This is a genomic window from Providencia sp. PROV236 (assembly GCF_033676985.1).
GTDB lineage: Bacteria > Pseudomonadota > Gammaproteobacteria > Enterobacterales > Enterobacteriaceae > Providencia > Providencia manganoxydans.
In genome coordinates this window covers 2,147,836-2,162,420 of sequence record NZ_CP096297.1, presented here as the reverse complement: position 1 = coordinate 2,162,420, position 14,585 = coordinate 2,147,836, and the positions used below count along the sequence as shown (strand labels likewise).

Genomic DNA, 14,585 nt, shown 5'->3' with positions numbered 1-14,585 from the left:
TGCACCGTTTAGGTGCAGTTTTTCTACTCATCAACTCAAGATTCATCTGGCTCTACCTGAACACGCGTAGTCGGCACTTCTCGCTCGTCAATTTCCTTTTGCTGTATTTGCTGTTTACTTTGAATCAAGCGAATTGCAAAATAAATATCAGGTACTACCAATAGATCATCATCTGAACGATTAATCTTATTTTTTTCTAACCAGCGATTTATTGATGTTCGACGCCCTGCCAAAACTAATGTCACTCCTTTAGCTTTCAGTGCCGTAACAATATCATTCAATGCAGAAAAGACACTGACATCATTATGTGTAAAGCTAACCGCAGCATCCACAATGACCCATGCAGGCCTCTTGGGTTGATTATCAATATGTTTATTCAATCGCTCTTTAAAATAATTCACATTAAAATAAGTTAATGGCGAATTGAATCGATAAATTAGTACCCCTTCAACAGGCTGGATATCATTATCTTTTGACATTGAATGCAGCATACCTTGGTCGTCAACACCTAATAGTTGATCTGTCGGACGAAAAATCACTCTAATAAATTGCAATAAGCCTAACAAAACTGCTAAACCAACACCATTTATCAAACCTGAAATCAGCACCGCACCGAGTGTAAAAATACATAGCGTAAACGCTTCTTTGTTACGTTTACGCATTGAAAAAATACTACGAACACTGAGTAATGACCAGGTTGATACAATCAACACCATCCCTAAAGCAGGCATTGGAATATAACCAAGTAAATCAATTGAAAACAACAGAACCGCGAGAATAGCTAACGCAGCAACAATCGAGACTAATTGAGTTTTCCCTCCCATCATGTCGTTCACCGCAGTACGGCTACTGGCTGCACTCACGGCAAATCCTTGTGAAAATGCAGAGGCAATATTCGCCATGCCTAATGCTCGCAACTCTTGATCGGCATCGACGTTATAACCATTTTTGCTCGCAAAACTACGTGCCGTCATCATAAAACTCACAAAACTGATAACAGCTAAGTTTAAGGAAGGCGTGATCAAATCACGCATCAAAGCAGGGTCAAACTGCGGCATAGGGATAAAAGGAAGGCCACCACCTAAATCACCAACAATACTAATACCATACTTTTCAACATCAAAGACATAACTGACCAAGGTTGCAAAGAGCATCGCTATCAGTAATGATGGCCACATATTTCTCACTCTTTTGATCACAATGATGATAGCTAACGTACCAAGAGACATTAGTAAAGTAGGAATATGGGTATCTAATAGTGAGGTAGGAAAAGCGATCAATAGTTCAATAAAACCACTAGGTAGCGAAGTAATACCAAATATTTTACCTAACTGACCTAAAATAATGGTTAACGCGACCCCATTCAACAGGCCTTGTAAAATCGGTCGAGAAAGAAAATCAGCAAACGTTCCTAGCCTAAATCTCGCGGCAATTAAACACCACAACCCCGTCATAAAACTCATTACGATGATTAACTGCCAACGAATTGAATCATCGCCCAGAGCTAATGGGCTCACAGCGGCAGCGATAACGGCACAAGTTGCCGCATCAGGACCAATAATTAATTGCCTTGATGTACCAAATAATGCATAAATGATCATCGGTAAAATACAGGCATATAAGCCGATAATGGCATTAATTCCCATTAGTTCGGCGTAAGCAATAGCAACAGGCAATGCAACTGCTGCAACAGATAAACCCGCTTTAACATCAGGGCCAAAGTCCGCCATACGGTAGTTAAGTAACGACGCTAAACCGGGCATCCAGACAAACAGTCTTGCCTTTATCATTGTTGGAAAATTCTCTAGAAATTAATATGTTAAACTATCTCAGACATTATATATATCTGAAGTATCAAAGATTATCTATCTCTTAACTCAAATAAAAGTAAAATAGTGCAAATATGATTGGTAACAAGACGTGTTTATTGGTAAAAAGAAGCAAATTTTTAACAATTAGCGCGAAAATCGGTTAAACTATCCTATTATTTTTATGCGAGGCCGTGTATCCACCGTTATGAAACAACTTATTGATTTTATCCCTCTGGTGATTTTTTTCATTGTCTATAAAACTTATGACATTTTCTATGCCAGCGGCGCTTTACTTGTCACTACACCACTGGCTTTGCTCGCAACTTACTTGATTTATAAAAAGGTTGAAAAGGTTGCTAAAATTACCTGTTTAATTGTGATGGTTTTTGCTTCTTTAACCCTCATTTTTCACAGTGATGCCTTCATTAAATGGAAAGTCACCATTATTTATGCGCTCTTTGCTTTAGCACTGCTTATCAGCCAGTGGTTTACCAAAAAACCGTTGATTCAAAGAATGCTCGGTAGCAATCAAGAAATTAAGCTTCCAGATAGCCACTGGGCTAAGCTAAATAGCGCATGGGCCATTTTCTTTATTGTCTGTGCAGCACTTAACGTCTATATCGCTTTTTGGTTATCTCTAGATACGTGGATGAACTTTAAAGTATTCGGCTTAACAGCTGGAACGTTGATCTTTACTGTTTTAAGTGTGGTGTATATTTATAAAAATATGGCTAAAGAACACCCTCCTGAAGAAAATCAATAGCCACTCTTTTATCATCTTTCATAAAAAAACCTGCATTAGCAGGTTTTTTTATATCAGCGCCCTCTTCCCAACGCCTGATCAATTTTTTTATCCGTATTGTACTGTGATAATGCATATACCGACCAAATTGCAGCGGGAAGCCAACCAATCAAGGTAATTTGTAAAACAAGGCAGATAATCCCTGCGAATGGACGACCAATGGTAAAAAATTGCAGCCAAGGTAATAATATCGCGAGTATTAGTCTCATTTAATCTCCCAACTTCAGTGTTAGAAAACCTACAAACATTATAAATAGTTAACCAACAATATATACTCTCAATAATTCGAAGTGCAGCTAAGCAACCAATAAACACGTAGCCAAGTGCATGGAAAATAATCTAGATAGTACAAGTTAACACCGTCACTATATCGTAATAAAAAACGCTGTAACTTGAAGTACATGAGTATAGAGCGCAAGAAAAGCTTTTTATAGCACCTTTGAATATCTTTAGTCTATTTACCAATACTTTACTCTTCAGTTTACCATTATCACCATATTGAATTGGTGCTTTTCGCAGCGATAGAGCTAACCAATAATGATTCATCGTGACTGCCAGTGTCATTCTAGTTTATGATTAGCCCGAATTTGATAATGACTATTTAAAGAGCTTGTTATGCAATTACCTAATGGGGAATTAGTTTTACGTACTTTAGCCATGCCAGCTGACACTAACGCAAATGGTGATATTTTTGGTGGCTGGTTAATGTCTCAAATGGATATTGGCGGTGCAATTTTAGCAAAAGAAATTGCACTTGGCCGTGTTGTTACGGTTGCAGTAAATGGGATCAAATTTCAAAAGCCCGTTGCTGTTGGTGACGTGGTTTGCTGTTATGCACGTTGCTTAAAAACAGGGAAAAGCTCCATCACTATCAATATCGAAGTATGGGTCAAAAAAGTGGCTACAGAACCTGTCGGTCAACGCTATCGTGCAACTGATGCCGTATTTACGTATGTTGCAGTCACAGATGACAATACGGCGCGGGAGTTACCAAAAGATAAGCAACACTTTCAATTAGAAAGCACAGAATAATCATTACGTTAATAAAAATGCCCTGAAAGGGCATTTTTATTTATCATATCAAATAACTAATTAAATTAAACTTGACTGACAGTTCCATCAATTTTGAAATAAATTTCAGTGACATAACCTTTAGCTGGCAACTTTTCAAATGCCCAACGGTTCATGGCTCGTTTGACATCTCGTTCAAATAGCCCTTTAGGTGAAGCTTCAACAAACTCTATATTTGTCACTCGCCCATCTTCATCAATATCATAACGAACCTTAACATAACCATCTTTCCCTAAACGACGTGCACGTTCAGGATAGGCTGGCGCTTGTTTACGAAGTGCCTGAGGCCCTCGTTTGCTGGTTGATTGATTATTAGTCACACCTGTATTTTTTGCTGTCGTATTTGCTGTTGATTTTGGCGCTGCTGTCTTAAGATCAGATAATGGTTTTAAATCACTTTTCGCTAACTGTTTATTTACAGGCTTAGGATCGTGCTTGATTTCACGTTTTTCTTCTTTCTTAGGTTTAGGCTTTTTCTTAACTTCAGGCTTTTTCTCAAGCACAATCGCGGGTTTTACGACTGGCTCAGGTTCAACAATAGGTTCAGGCTCTGGTTCCGGTTCCGGCTCAACAACCGGTTCAGGTTCTGCTGAAACAGGCTCTACCGCAGGTTCATCTGCTTCAAAGGCTATCATGGCAACTGTCATAGGCTCTACAACAGGCGCCATTTTGGGCTGATTAAAAATCCATGCCATAGCCAATCCAGCATGAATAGCCAATGAAATGATGATGATAAGAGGCCAACGGATCCAACGCATAAGAATTTTCTACCCTAAGACAGTATACAAACCTAAAGAATATAGATGATAGTTTAAATGCAAATAGCAATCATATTCAATAAGGTTTGTCACTCAAAGTGAAAATTGTGAAATCAGACCTCAATGTCCCCACTCATTCCATTGTGTAAATAACAAAGAACGTCGCCTTTTATAGATATCAATTTTTCTTAATGAGTAGATGTGCATATTACGTCTCGAATGCCCTTCCAGCCAGCGACGGCGACGACGCAATGACTGTCTTAACATCCGCCAGCGACCCACTTCATGCCTACTGCGTTTCATTTTTTTATCCTTCTTTTACTCTGTTTAACCACCCACTAAATTTGGCAAAATATTATAGACCTTTACGAGTCAGAACCAAACAATATGGTGAGTTAATACTAAAATGCCCAATTGCTCTGATAGTGACTAAATAAAACTATCAGTAGAAGTAATTGTTTTTTCGTCATTAATCTATATGATTTAACGAAGCTTTTTATATGAAATTTTGCTAAATTCTATAAAGTTTAGTACCAATTTTAATTTGATATGGTCTATTTCTTTTTTTGACTGATTTTACACTCTCCTATTTGTGAGGCATGTAATCGATTATGGCAACAGTATATACGCTATTAAGCTGGTTATTGTTTTTCTTCTATTGGCTAATTATTGCTGCAATTACCGTTAGGATTTTGGTTAAACGGCGCCCTGTAACATCAGCAATGACATGGTTATTAATTATTTATATCCTGCCATTAGTAGGTATTATCGCCTACATCGCCTTTGGTGAGCTCCATCTCGGTAAGCGACGCGTCGATAAAGCCCAACAAATGTGGCCTTCTGTTGCCACTTGGTTAGAGAATTTGCGTCACTCTAAACATATTTTTACTTCAGAAAATAGCCCCGTCGCTGAGCCCTTGTTCCAATTATGTGAAAAACGCCAAGGCATTGCAGGGGTTAAAGGCAATCGCATCCAATTAATGACGACCTGTGAAGAGTCACTAAAATCCATTGTCAATGATATCAATAATGCCCAACACTCGATTGAGATGGTATTTTATATTTGGCAGCCAGGAGGGTTGGTCGATGGAGTGACTGAAGCACTATTCAATGCAGCGAAACGGGGTGTTAAATGCCGTATTATGGTCGATTCCGCTGGTAGCTGGCACTTCTTCCGTAGTGACTACCCAGATAAAATGCGTGCTGCGGGGATTGAGTTTGTCGAATCCTTAAAAGTTAATTTAATGCGCTTTTTCTTACGCCGTATGGATCTACGCCAACACCGTAAAATTATTGTTATTGATAACTATATTTCATATACCGGCAGTATGAACATGGTTGATCCACGCTACTTTAAACAAGATGCAGGTGTGGGTGAATGGGTTGATATCCTTGTACGTATGGAAGGCCCAGTAAGTACCACATTAGGGATTGTGTACGCATTTGACTGGGAAATGGAAACTGGCCAACGCATTTTACCACCACCACCAGATACCAACATAATGCCTTTTGAACAAGCAAACGGCCATACCACCCAAATGATCGCATCGGGTCCCGGCTTTCCCGATGAATTAATCCAACAGTCATTAATGACAGCGATTTTTTCTGCACGTAAACAGTTAATCATGACCACACCTTACTTCGTGCCGAGTGATGATTTATTACATGCAATCTGCACCGCTGCAATGCGTGGCGTTGATGTCAGTATTGTGATGCCTAGGCAAAATGACTCGTTCCTTGTTCGCTGGGCAAGTCGTTCATTCTATACTGAACTACTCGAAGCCGGCGTCAAAATTTATCAATTTGAAGATGGCTTACTCCATACCAAAAGTGTCCTAGTTGATGGCGAACTAAGCTTAGTTGGCTCGGTAAACTTAGATATGCGTAGCTTATGGCTGAACTTTGAAATCACTGTGGTGATTGATGATAAAAATTTTGGTAGTGACTTAACACTTGTGCAGTATGATTATATTGCACGTTCAACACGTCTTGAAATTGAAGAATGGGAACAACGCCCATTTTGGAATCGAGTGGTTGAACGTTTATGCTATTTCTTTAGCCCATTATTGTAATTTTAAATTTTAGGAACAGTCATGACTCAGCCACAATCTCTTAAACTTATCGATGAAGACGAAATCATTGAAATAGCCTATGACTTGTTCCTAGAAGGCGCTATGGAAAATTTAGAACCTGCTGATCAAGTGATTTTTGCTCTGCAATTTGAAGAGTGTGGCGCTGCTGAAATTGTGCCTCTGAGTCATCATTGGCAAGGTATTATTCAGCCTGAATTTAATTTAGAAAATTTTAGTGAAGTCGTTATTGGTCTAGCACAATCCGATGAGGATGACATTAATGACATTTTTGCTCGTGTTTTGATTAGCCGAGATACAATTCGCCCTTTTAACCATATTTTGTGGAAACGTTAAGTCGTTTTGGCCTCCCCTTAGCCTCGACAATAACTCACCATCATCGTGTTCTATATTCATCACAATGATATCAAAAAGGGCCTTACGGCCCTTGAGGTTGCTGACGAAGCGGGATAAAAGCGTGTTTTTTCCCGCTCCGTGTTATCAGCCGAAAATCAATGAATTGATTTTCCTCGTTTATTTCAGAACCCCTAACGACTGCCGCCAAACATGATATGTTTGTCAACAGTCTGAAGGGCCTTACGGCCCTTATCTCAATTTAAAGGGGATCAACTTTTAAACAAGACACCGCATGTTTAAAGCTACCTTCAAGTAATGGTTTAGTTTTAGCGCACCCTTCATCAGCCAGTGGACAACGAGTTCTGAATACACAACCTGACGGTGGATTAATGGGTGATGGTAATTCCCCTTCTAATAATTCAATAGTCTTGGTTTTTTCTTTATCAGGATCAGGGACTGGAACTGCTGACATCAGTGCCTTAGTATAAGGATGAAGTGGATTATTATAGACTTCATCATAAGTTCCTAATTCAACAGCATTTCCTAAATACATGACGAGTACACGATCTGAAATATGCTTTACGACTGCCAAATCATGAGCGATAAAAATCAGTGATAGCCCCATTTCTCTTTGCAGTTCTTGCAATAAGTTAACCACCTGCGCTTGGATTGACACATCCAATGCAGAGACGGGTTCATCGCAAATCACTAATTTAGGCTCAAGTATCAAGGCCCTTGCAATGCCAATTCGCTGACATTGTCCCCCTGAGAATTCATGGGGATAGCGATTGATTAAATTAGGCAATAAACCAACTCGCATCATCATTTTTTTAACTTTGTCAGTCACTTCTGACTGAGGCATTTTTGAATGATATGTTTTTAATGGCTCAGCAATAATATCGCCTATGGTCATTCTTGGATTCAGTGATGCCAAAGGATCTTGGAATATCATTTGAATATCACTACGAACATCTCGCCACTGTTTTTCAGTCTGTCCAAGTAAATCATGCCCTAGCCAACTGACTGTACCACCCGTTGATTTCACGAGGCCAATAATGGCGCGTGCAAATGTCGATTTACCACATCCCGATTCACCAACAACACCTAACGTTTCACCTTCATAAAGGCGCAGTGTTACCCCATCAACGGCTTTCAAACTCTTATCTGGCTGCCAAAACCATTGATTTTTATCTCGGATCGCAAAATGCACTTTTAATTCGTTAACTTCCAGTAAAACAGGACGATTTTCATGTTGTGTCATAGCAACTCCTCCACTGGTTTAAAGCAAGCTCTTAAACGGTTTGCTGAAAATGCGCTCAGTGCAGGCTCTTGTTCAACACATTGTGCGTTTGCATATTGGCAGCGCGGTGAAAATGGGCAACCTTTTGGTAAACGTAACAGGTTTGGTGGGTTTCCGGGGATCGTTGCTAGGCTTTCATCGTCACCATCTAAACGGGGAACCGCAGCAAGCAAACCTAATGAATATGGATGAGATGGTTGATAAAAAATATCACGTGCCGTGCCATATTCCATAGTCCGGCCTGCATACATCACCAAAACTTTATCACAGACCCCAGCGACAACACCAAGGTCATGCGTGATCAAAATAATTGCAGTGTTAAATTCTTGCTTCAGTTCATTCAGTAATGTCATGATCTGTGCTTGAACTGTGACATCCAATGCTGTGGTAGGTTCATCGGCGATCAGTAGTTTAGGTTGACACAAAAGTGCCATCGCAATCATGACTCGTTGGCGCATCCCCCCTGAAAATTCATGCGGATACATATTCATGCGTTTACGTGATTCGGGCATTTTAACTGCATCAAGCATCCGAACAGACTCTTCATACGCTTGTTGTTTTCCCATTCCTTTGTGAAGCATAAGCACTTCAGATAATTGCGTACCAATTTTTAAGTAAGGATTGAGTGAAGTCATTGGGTCTTGAAAAATGATTGAGATCTCTTCCGCCCGCATCTTATTTAATGCTTTCTCTTTTAAATTTAAAATTTCGCGACCATTAAAAATGGCTGAACCACCAATTTTACCATTACGAGCCAAAAGCCCCATTAATGCGAAAGCGGTTTGTGACTTACCGGAACCTGATTCACCTACAATGCCAAGTGTTTCACCTGCCCGTAATTCAAAGTTTAGCTTATTAACTGCCGTCACATTGCCATCAGGGGTGGTAAAAGTCACATCCAAATCTTTTACGCTCAATAGAGGGTTTGCTGATTTAATTTCTGACATAATAACTCCCTCTAGCGGTCTTTCGGATCGAGGGCATCACGTAAGCCATCACCGATAAAGTTAAAACAAAACAGTGTCACAACTAAAAATCCAGCTGGGATCAACAATAACCATGGCGTAACTTCCATAGAATTTGCACCATCACTTAATAAAGCCCCCCAACTACTCAAAGGCTCTTGCGTACCTAACCCTAAGAAACTCAAAAATGATTCAAACAAAATCATACTTGGTACTAACAACGAGGCATAGACCACCACAACCCCTAATACGTTTGGTACGATATGACGTAAAATAATATGACGAGTACTTACACCACACACTAACGCAGCTTCAATAAACTCTTTACGCTTTAAGCCAAGGGTTTGACCACGAACGATACGAGCCATATCTAACCAAGACACCATACCAATCGCAACAAAGATCAAGAGAATATTAGTACCAAAGAGAGTGACTAATAAAATAACGAAAAACATAAACGGAAATGAATTTAATATTTCCAGCAAACGCATCATGATGGAATCGACCTTCCCACCCACATATCCTGCAAGAGAGCCATATAACGTCCCAACAATTACAGCGACTAAGGCCGCAGCCACTCCAACCATTAGCGAGATCCGCCCACCAATCGCAACCCGAACGAGTAAATCACGTCCTGATGCGTCAGTTCCAAAATAGTGACCACTCGCCATATCTGGTGGCATTGACATCATTTCCCAATCAGTATCGTCGTATAAAAAAGGCGATAACATGGGGGCAAATATCACAAATAACGTAATTAAAAACAGAATACATAAGCTAAAAATTGCAGCTCGGTTATGCATAAATCGACGACGTGCATCTTGCCACAAGCTACGCCCTTCAATATCTAATTGCTCAGAAAGCTTTTCCAGAGCTTCACTATTCTTTTGGTTCAATAACATAGTGTCTTCTCCAGATTAATAGCGAATTTTAGGGTCGATAACGGCATATAACACATCAACAATCGCATTAAAGGCAATGGTTAATACCCCCACTAAAATGGTCAAGCTCAATACTAATGAATAATCACGATTCAGAGCCCCATTAACGAAGAGTTGCCCTATTCCTGGTAAACCAAATATTGTTTCAATCACCATTGACCCCGTAATGATCCCAACAAAAGCGGGCCCCATATAAGAGAGCACGGGGAGTAACGCAGGTTTCAACGCATGACGTAAAATAATGGTTTTTAATGGTAATCCCTTAGCCCGAGCTGTTCGAATAAAGTTCGAATGCATAATTTCAATCATTGAACCACGGGTAATACGTGAGATGCTCGCAATATAAGCAAGCGACAGGGCAACCATAGGTAAAATCATATGTTTGATGTTTCCACCATCCCAGCCACCACCGGGGAGCCACTTCAAATGAATAGCAAAAATTAGCACTAATAGCGGTGCCACTACAAAGCTTGGGATGACAACCCCCGTCATGGCGAATCCCATGACTGTAAAATCCCATTTACTATTTTGATTTAGGGCTGCAATAACCCCTGCTGATACACCAAAAAATACTGCCACAATGAATGCCGTTGCACCTAGTTTTGCCGATACTGGAAAGGCTTTCGCGACAAGGTCGTTAACGCTGTAATCTTTATATTTAAATGAAGGGCCAAAGTCGCCTTTTGATAACTGCACTAGGTAACTAAAATATTGTTTATACATTGGGTCATTTAAGTGGTATTTGGCTTCAATATTTGCCATTACCTCCGGTGGTAGTTTACGCTCCCCAGTAAATGGACTTCCTGGTGCTAACCGCATCATAAAAAATGAAATAGTAATAAGAATAAAAAGTGTCGGAATCGCTTCAAGTAAACGACGTAAAATAAATTTTAACATTGCCCTTTCCTACTTTGTTGCTTAGTCGGACCAATAATCATATTAGTGTCCGGCTCCGTAGAGCCGGACTGAGGTTGCTGACGAAGCGGGATAAAAGCGTGATTTTTCCCGCTTCGTGTTATCAGCCGAAAATCAATAAATTGATTTTCCTCGTTTATTTCAGAACCCCCTAACGACTGCCGCCAAACATGATAGTTTGTCAGTAGTCGTTATCCGGCTCCGTAGAGCCGGACTGTTATTAGTGCTTGATAATATAAAGGTCTTTAGTGTGTAGGTTATCTAATGGGTCTTTTCCGGTATAGCCACCTACATACGGTTTAACTAAACGTGTATTCACATAGTAGTAAAGTGGTACAACCGCTGAATCCTTATCAAGAATTTTCTCTGCTTGGCCATATAACTCAGCACGCTCTTCATCTGTCTGCACTTTTAGCGTCTGCTTCATCGCCGCATCAAAATCTTTATTTTTATAGTGAACAGTATTATTACTGCTGTTAGAAAGTAACATATTGAGGAAAGAAGAAGGTTCATTATAGTCAGCACACCAGCCTGCACGAGCAACATCATAAGCGCCTTGATGACGACTATCTAAAAATGTTTTCCACTCTTGGTTTTCTAATTTAACTTCTGCACCAATATTTTTCTTCCACATAGAAGATGCCGCAATAGCAATACGTTTATGCAGGTCAGATGTGTTATATAACAAATTAAACTTCAATGGATTAGATTTATTATAGCCAGCCTCTTCAAGCAACTGTTTAGCTTTTTCGTTACGTTGCTCTTGTGTCATATTTGCATACCAATCTGGCTTTTCAGTTTTCATGCCACTAGTAAATGGTGGTGTAAAACCGTAGGCAGGAATATCACCTTGCGCTTTCACCTTATAGGTGATCACATCTCTATCCATTGATAATTTTAGTGCTTCTCTGACACGTGGATCATTGAATGGTGGTTTTTCGTTATTTATTTCATAGTAATAAATACATAAATATGGGTTAACACGCAGCTCATTTGGCATATTTTGCTGCAACGTTTTAAACTGTTCGATAGGTAAGTTACTATAAGTCATATCGATTTCGCCGCTACGATAGCGATTAACATCGGTAACTTCAGATGAAATAGGTAAGAACGTAACCTGATCAATAATTGTATTTTGGTTATCCCAATAAGTAGGACTGCGCTCTAATACAATACGTTCGTTAACAGTCCAGTCTTTTAGTTTATAAGCACCATTACCAACAAAGTTTTGTGGTTGTGTCCACTTAGCACCATATTTTTCAATCACTTTTTTATTTACTGGCGACATTGAGGAGTGGATTAATAATTTAGGGATATAAGGAACGGCCTCGCTAAGTTCAAGCACTAGCGTATGGTCGTCTAATGCTTTAACTCCCAGCTCCGAAGGTTTTTTCTTACCGGTAATAATGTCATCAACATTATTGATATGTGCATATTGGAGGTAACTTGCATATGGAGAGGCAGTATCTGGATCAACTATACGTTGGAAACTATAGACAAAATCATGAGCGGTGACCGGATCACCATTTGACCACTTAGCATCATCACGAATTTTAAATGTCCACTCTTTGAAGTCTTTATTATCCCAACTCACTGCCGAGCCCGGTAAAATTTCTCCATTTGGCCCAACAATGGTTAACCCTTCAAACAGATCACGTGCCAGCGCAGATTCAGGAACCCCTTCGATTTTATGAGGGTCAAGAGATTGTGGCTCTGAGCCATTATTGCGCACCATGACTTGCTTTTCTGCAAGCTCAACACCTGCTGGAACGGTTGCTGCAAAACTGCTAGTGATCCCTGTTGCCATTAAGCCAGTAGCAACGCCTAATGCAACCATGGTTTTATGAATTTGTTTACTCATCTTATCCGTTACTCCCATACCATACTTAATTGTTATGTTGTTGATTGTGATGCTTACCAACTCGGTAAACTGTTTTTGTAATTATTTAATAAATATTAATTAGATTGATTTATATATAACCGCTTAACATCCATATAATCAAGAGGGTCTTTTCCTTTAAATCCTCCAACTGATGGATTAACTAAGCGAACACTGACTCGGTAATAAACAGGAATAATCGTTGAATCATGATCAAGCAGTGCTTCCGCTTGCTGATAAATTTGTTTCCGTGACTCATCATTCGGTGCAATCAATGCTTTCTCTAACAGGGAATCAAATTGTGCGCTTTTATAGAATGTGGTGTTATTACTACTATCTGAAAGCATCATATTTAAAAATGCAGAAGGTTCATTGTAATCCGCGCACCACGTCGCACGTGCCACATCATAATTTCCATCGTGGCGGCTTTGTAATGAGGTTTTCCACTCTTGATTTTGCAGTTCTACTTCTGCTCCAATGTTTTTCTTCCACATTGAAGCGGCTACGATCGCTTGCTGTTTATTTTGATCAGATGTGTTGTAAAGCAGTGAGAATTTAAGAGGATTAGCTTGGCTATAGCCTGCATCCGCAAGAAGCTCTTTAGCCTTCTGATAACGTTTTTCATCACTCCATGTCGCCCACTCTGGTGGCGAAAAATCTCCATTGTTAATAAATGTTGGAGTGAATCCATATGCGACGATTTGACCTTGCGCCATGATTTTATCGGTAATGGTTTTTCTATCTAACCCAAGTTTAAGTGCCTCACGTACCCTTGGATCAGTAAATGGTGGCTTGTTGTTATTAATTTCATAATAAAAAGTGCATAGATAAGGACGAACGTATAATTCATTTGGCCGTTCAGTTTGCATTTTTTTATAAATTACTGGTGGAATGGCTGAGTTACTAATATTGATTTCACCACTGCGATATCGATTAACATCACTGACTTCCGATGAAATGGCTAAAAAAATTGCTTCATCAATTTGAGTGTTTTGATTATCCCAATACTGTGGGTTACGCTTCAGAACAATGCGTTCATTAACTATCCATTTATCTAATAAATATGCACCGTTACCAATAAAATTATTAGGCTGAGTCCATTTATCACCATATTTCTCAATCGCTTTTTTATTGACCGGTTTCATTGGTGTATGGCTGAGCATATCAATAAAATAAGGAACTGGATGACTCAATGTGACTTGTAGATGTTTATCATCAAGTGCTTTGACACCAAGTGTCTCAATGGGCTTTTCGCCTTTTAAAATTTCTGCTGCATTTTCAATATAGGCACTTTGCAAGTAACTCGTATAGGGTGACCCCGTTTTAGGATCTGCTAATCGCTGCCAACTATAAACAAAATCTTGAGCTGTTACTGGTGTGCCATCACTCCATTTGACACCATCACGAAGTGTGAATATCCATGTTTTATAGTGATCATTTGACCAACTCTCAGCAACGCCAGGGGTTACTTTTCCATCAACATCCGTGTAAACCAACCCTTCAAGCAAATTCATAATAATGCTCGACTCTGGAGAGCCTTCGACTTTATGAGGATCCAGTGACGCCACCTCAGAGCCATTATTAATTGTAATAACTTGTTTAGTTTCTGATGCTACCGGTTTGCTGTAAGCCTGCATTGCAATAAAAAAAATAGGCAGTGAACACAAACTCTTTTTAAGAAAATTCATTATCACCCTCGACATTTATTGGTGTTGTT

The 14,585-nt window shown here is 39.6% G+C and carries 14 protein-coding genes; 4 read left to right on the top strand and 10 right to left on the bottom strand.

Features of this window, described 5'->3' with window-relative positions:
• Positions 1-35 precede the first annotated feature (35 nt).
• Positions 36-1,790 (bottom strand): SulP family inorganic anion transporter, encoded by a 1,755-nt coding sequence (locus M1E96_RS09600; protein WP_272580102.1) that lies wholly within the window; start codon positions 1,788-1,790, stop codon positions 36-38.
• 226 nt (positions 1,791-2,016) lie between these two features.
• On the opposite strand from M1E96_RS09600, the gene M1E96_RS09595 reads away from it, so the two are divergent.
• Positions 2,017-2,574, top strand: coding sequence for a septation protein A (locus M1E96_RS09595; protein ID WP_070928465.1), 558 nt, complete (start codon positions 2,017-2,019; stop codon positions 2,572-2,574).
• Positions 2,575-2,627: 53 nt separating this feature from the next.
• Here M1E96_RS09595 and M1E96_RS09590 read toward each other — a convergent pair whose 3' ends face one another.
• On the bottom strand, positions 2,628-2,822 hold the full coding sequence (locus M1E96_RS09590) for a YqaE/Pmp3 family membrane protein (RefSeq protein WP_070928148.1): 195 nt from the start codon (positions 2,820-2,822) through the stop codon (positions 2,628-2,630).
• Positions 2,823-3,228: 406 nt separating this feature from the next.
• Here M1E96_RS09590 and yciA point away from each other — a divergent pair, with 406 nt between their 5' ends.
• Positions 3,229-3,645: an acyl-CoA thioester hydrolase YciA gene (yciA, locus tag M1E96_RS09585; RefSeq protein WP_070928150.1), complete on the top strand. Its 417-nt coding sequence runs from the start codon at positions 3,229-3,231 to the stop codon at positions 3,643-3,645.
• Positions 3,646-3,710: 65 nt separating this feature from the next.
• Here the strand turns inward: yciA and M1E96_RS09580 are convergent, their stop codons facing one another.
• Both M1E96_RS09580 and M1E96_RS09575 read right to left on the bottom strand, forming a co-directional pair.
• On the bottom strand, positions 3,711-4,442 hold the full coding sequence (locus tag M1E96_RS09580; protein WP_272580101.1) for a TonB family protein: 732 nt from the start codon (positions 4,440-4,442) through the stop codon (positions 3,711-3,713).
• Positions 4,443-4,562: 120 nt separating this feature from the next.
• The gene (locus M1E96_RS09575) at positions 4,563-4,745 is read right to left on the bottom strand and encodes a YciY family protein (RefSeq protein ID WP_081335948.1); all 183 of its coding nucleotides are present in this window, start codon (positions 4,743-4,745) and stop codon (positions 4,563-4,565) included.
• Positions 4,746-5,053: 308 nt separating this feature from the next.
• On the opposite strand from M1E96_RS09575, the gene cls reads away from it, so the two are divergent.
• Positions 5,054-6,514 (top strand): cardiolipin synthase, encoded by a 1,461-nt coding sequence (gene cls / locus M1E96_RS09570; protein WP_272580100.1) that lies wholly within the window; start codon positions 5,054-5,056, stop codon positions 6,512-6,514.
• A 21-nt stretch (positions 6,515-6,535) separates the two neighbouring features.
• A complete protein-coding gene (locus M1E96_RS09565) occupies positions 6,536-6,868 on the top strand; it encodes an HI1450 family dsDNA-mimic protein (RefSeq protein ID WP_140179528.1) in 333 nt (110 codons plus the stop codon).
• A 259-nt stretch (positions 6,869-7,127) separates the two neighbouring features.
• Here the strand turns inward: M1E96_RS09565 and oppF are convergent, their stop codons facing one another.
• The 6 genes from oppF to M1E96_RS09535 form a co-directional block, all read right to left on the bottom strand.
• Positions 7,128-8,129, bottom strand: a complete 1,002-nt coding sequence (gene oppF / locus M1E96_RS09560; RefSeq protein WP_272580099.1) for a murein tripeptide/oligopeptide ABC transporter ATP binding protein OppF — start codon at positions 8,127-8,129, stop codon at positions 7,128-7,130.
• The gene (locus M1E96_RS09555) at positions 8,126-9,115 is read right to left on the bottom strand and encodes an ABC transporter ATP-binding protein (protein ID WP_070928159.1); all 990 of its coding nucleotides are present in this window, start codon (positions 9,113-9,115) and stop codon (positions 8,126-8,128) included. The genes oppF and M1E96_RS09555 overlap by 4 nt, the downstream gene beginning before the upstream one ends.
• Positions 9,116-9,126: 11 nt before the next feature.
• Entirely contained in the window at positions 9,127-10,035 is a 909-nt protein-coding gene (gene oppC / locus M1E96_RS09550) for an oligopeptide ABC transporter permease OppC (protein ID WP_070928161.1), read from the bottom strand.
• A gap of 15 nt (positions 10,036-10,050) precedes the next feature.
• Positions 10,051-10,971, bottom strand: coding sequence for an oligopeptide ABC transporter permease OppB (gene oppB, locus M1E96_RS09545; RefSeq protein WP_070928163.1), 921 nt, complete (start codon positions 10,969-10,971; stop codon positions 10,051-10,053).
• Positions 10,972-11,209: 238 nt separating this feature from the next.
• Positions 11,210-12,850, bottom strand: a complete 1,641-nt coding sequence (gene oppA, locus M1E96_RS09540) for an oligopeptide ABC transporter substrate-binding protein OppA (RefSeq protein ID WP_070928167.1) — start codon at positions 12,848-12,850, stop codon at positions 11,210-11,212.
• 95 nt (positions 12,851-12,945) lie between these two features.
• A complete protein-coding gene (locus M1E96_RS09535) occupies positions 12,946-14,505 on the bottom strand; it encodes an ABC transporter substrate-binding protein (RefSeq protein ID WP_272580118.1) in 1,560 nt (519 codons plus the stop codon).
• Positions 14,506-14,585 lie beyond the last annotated feature (80 nt).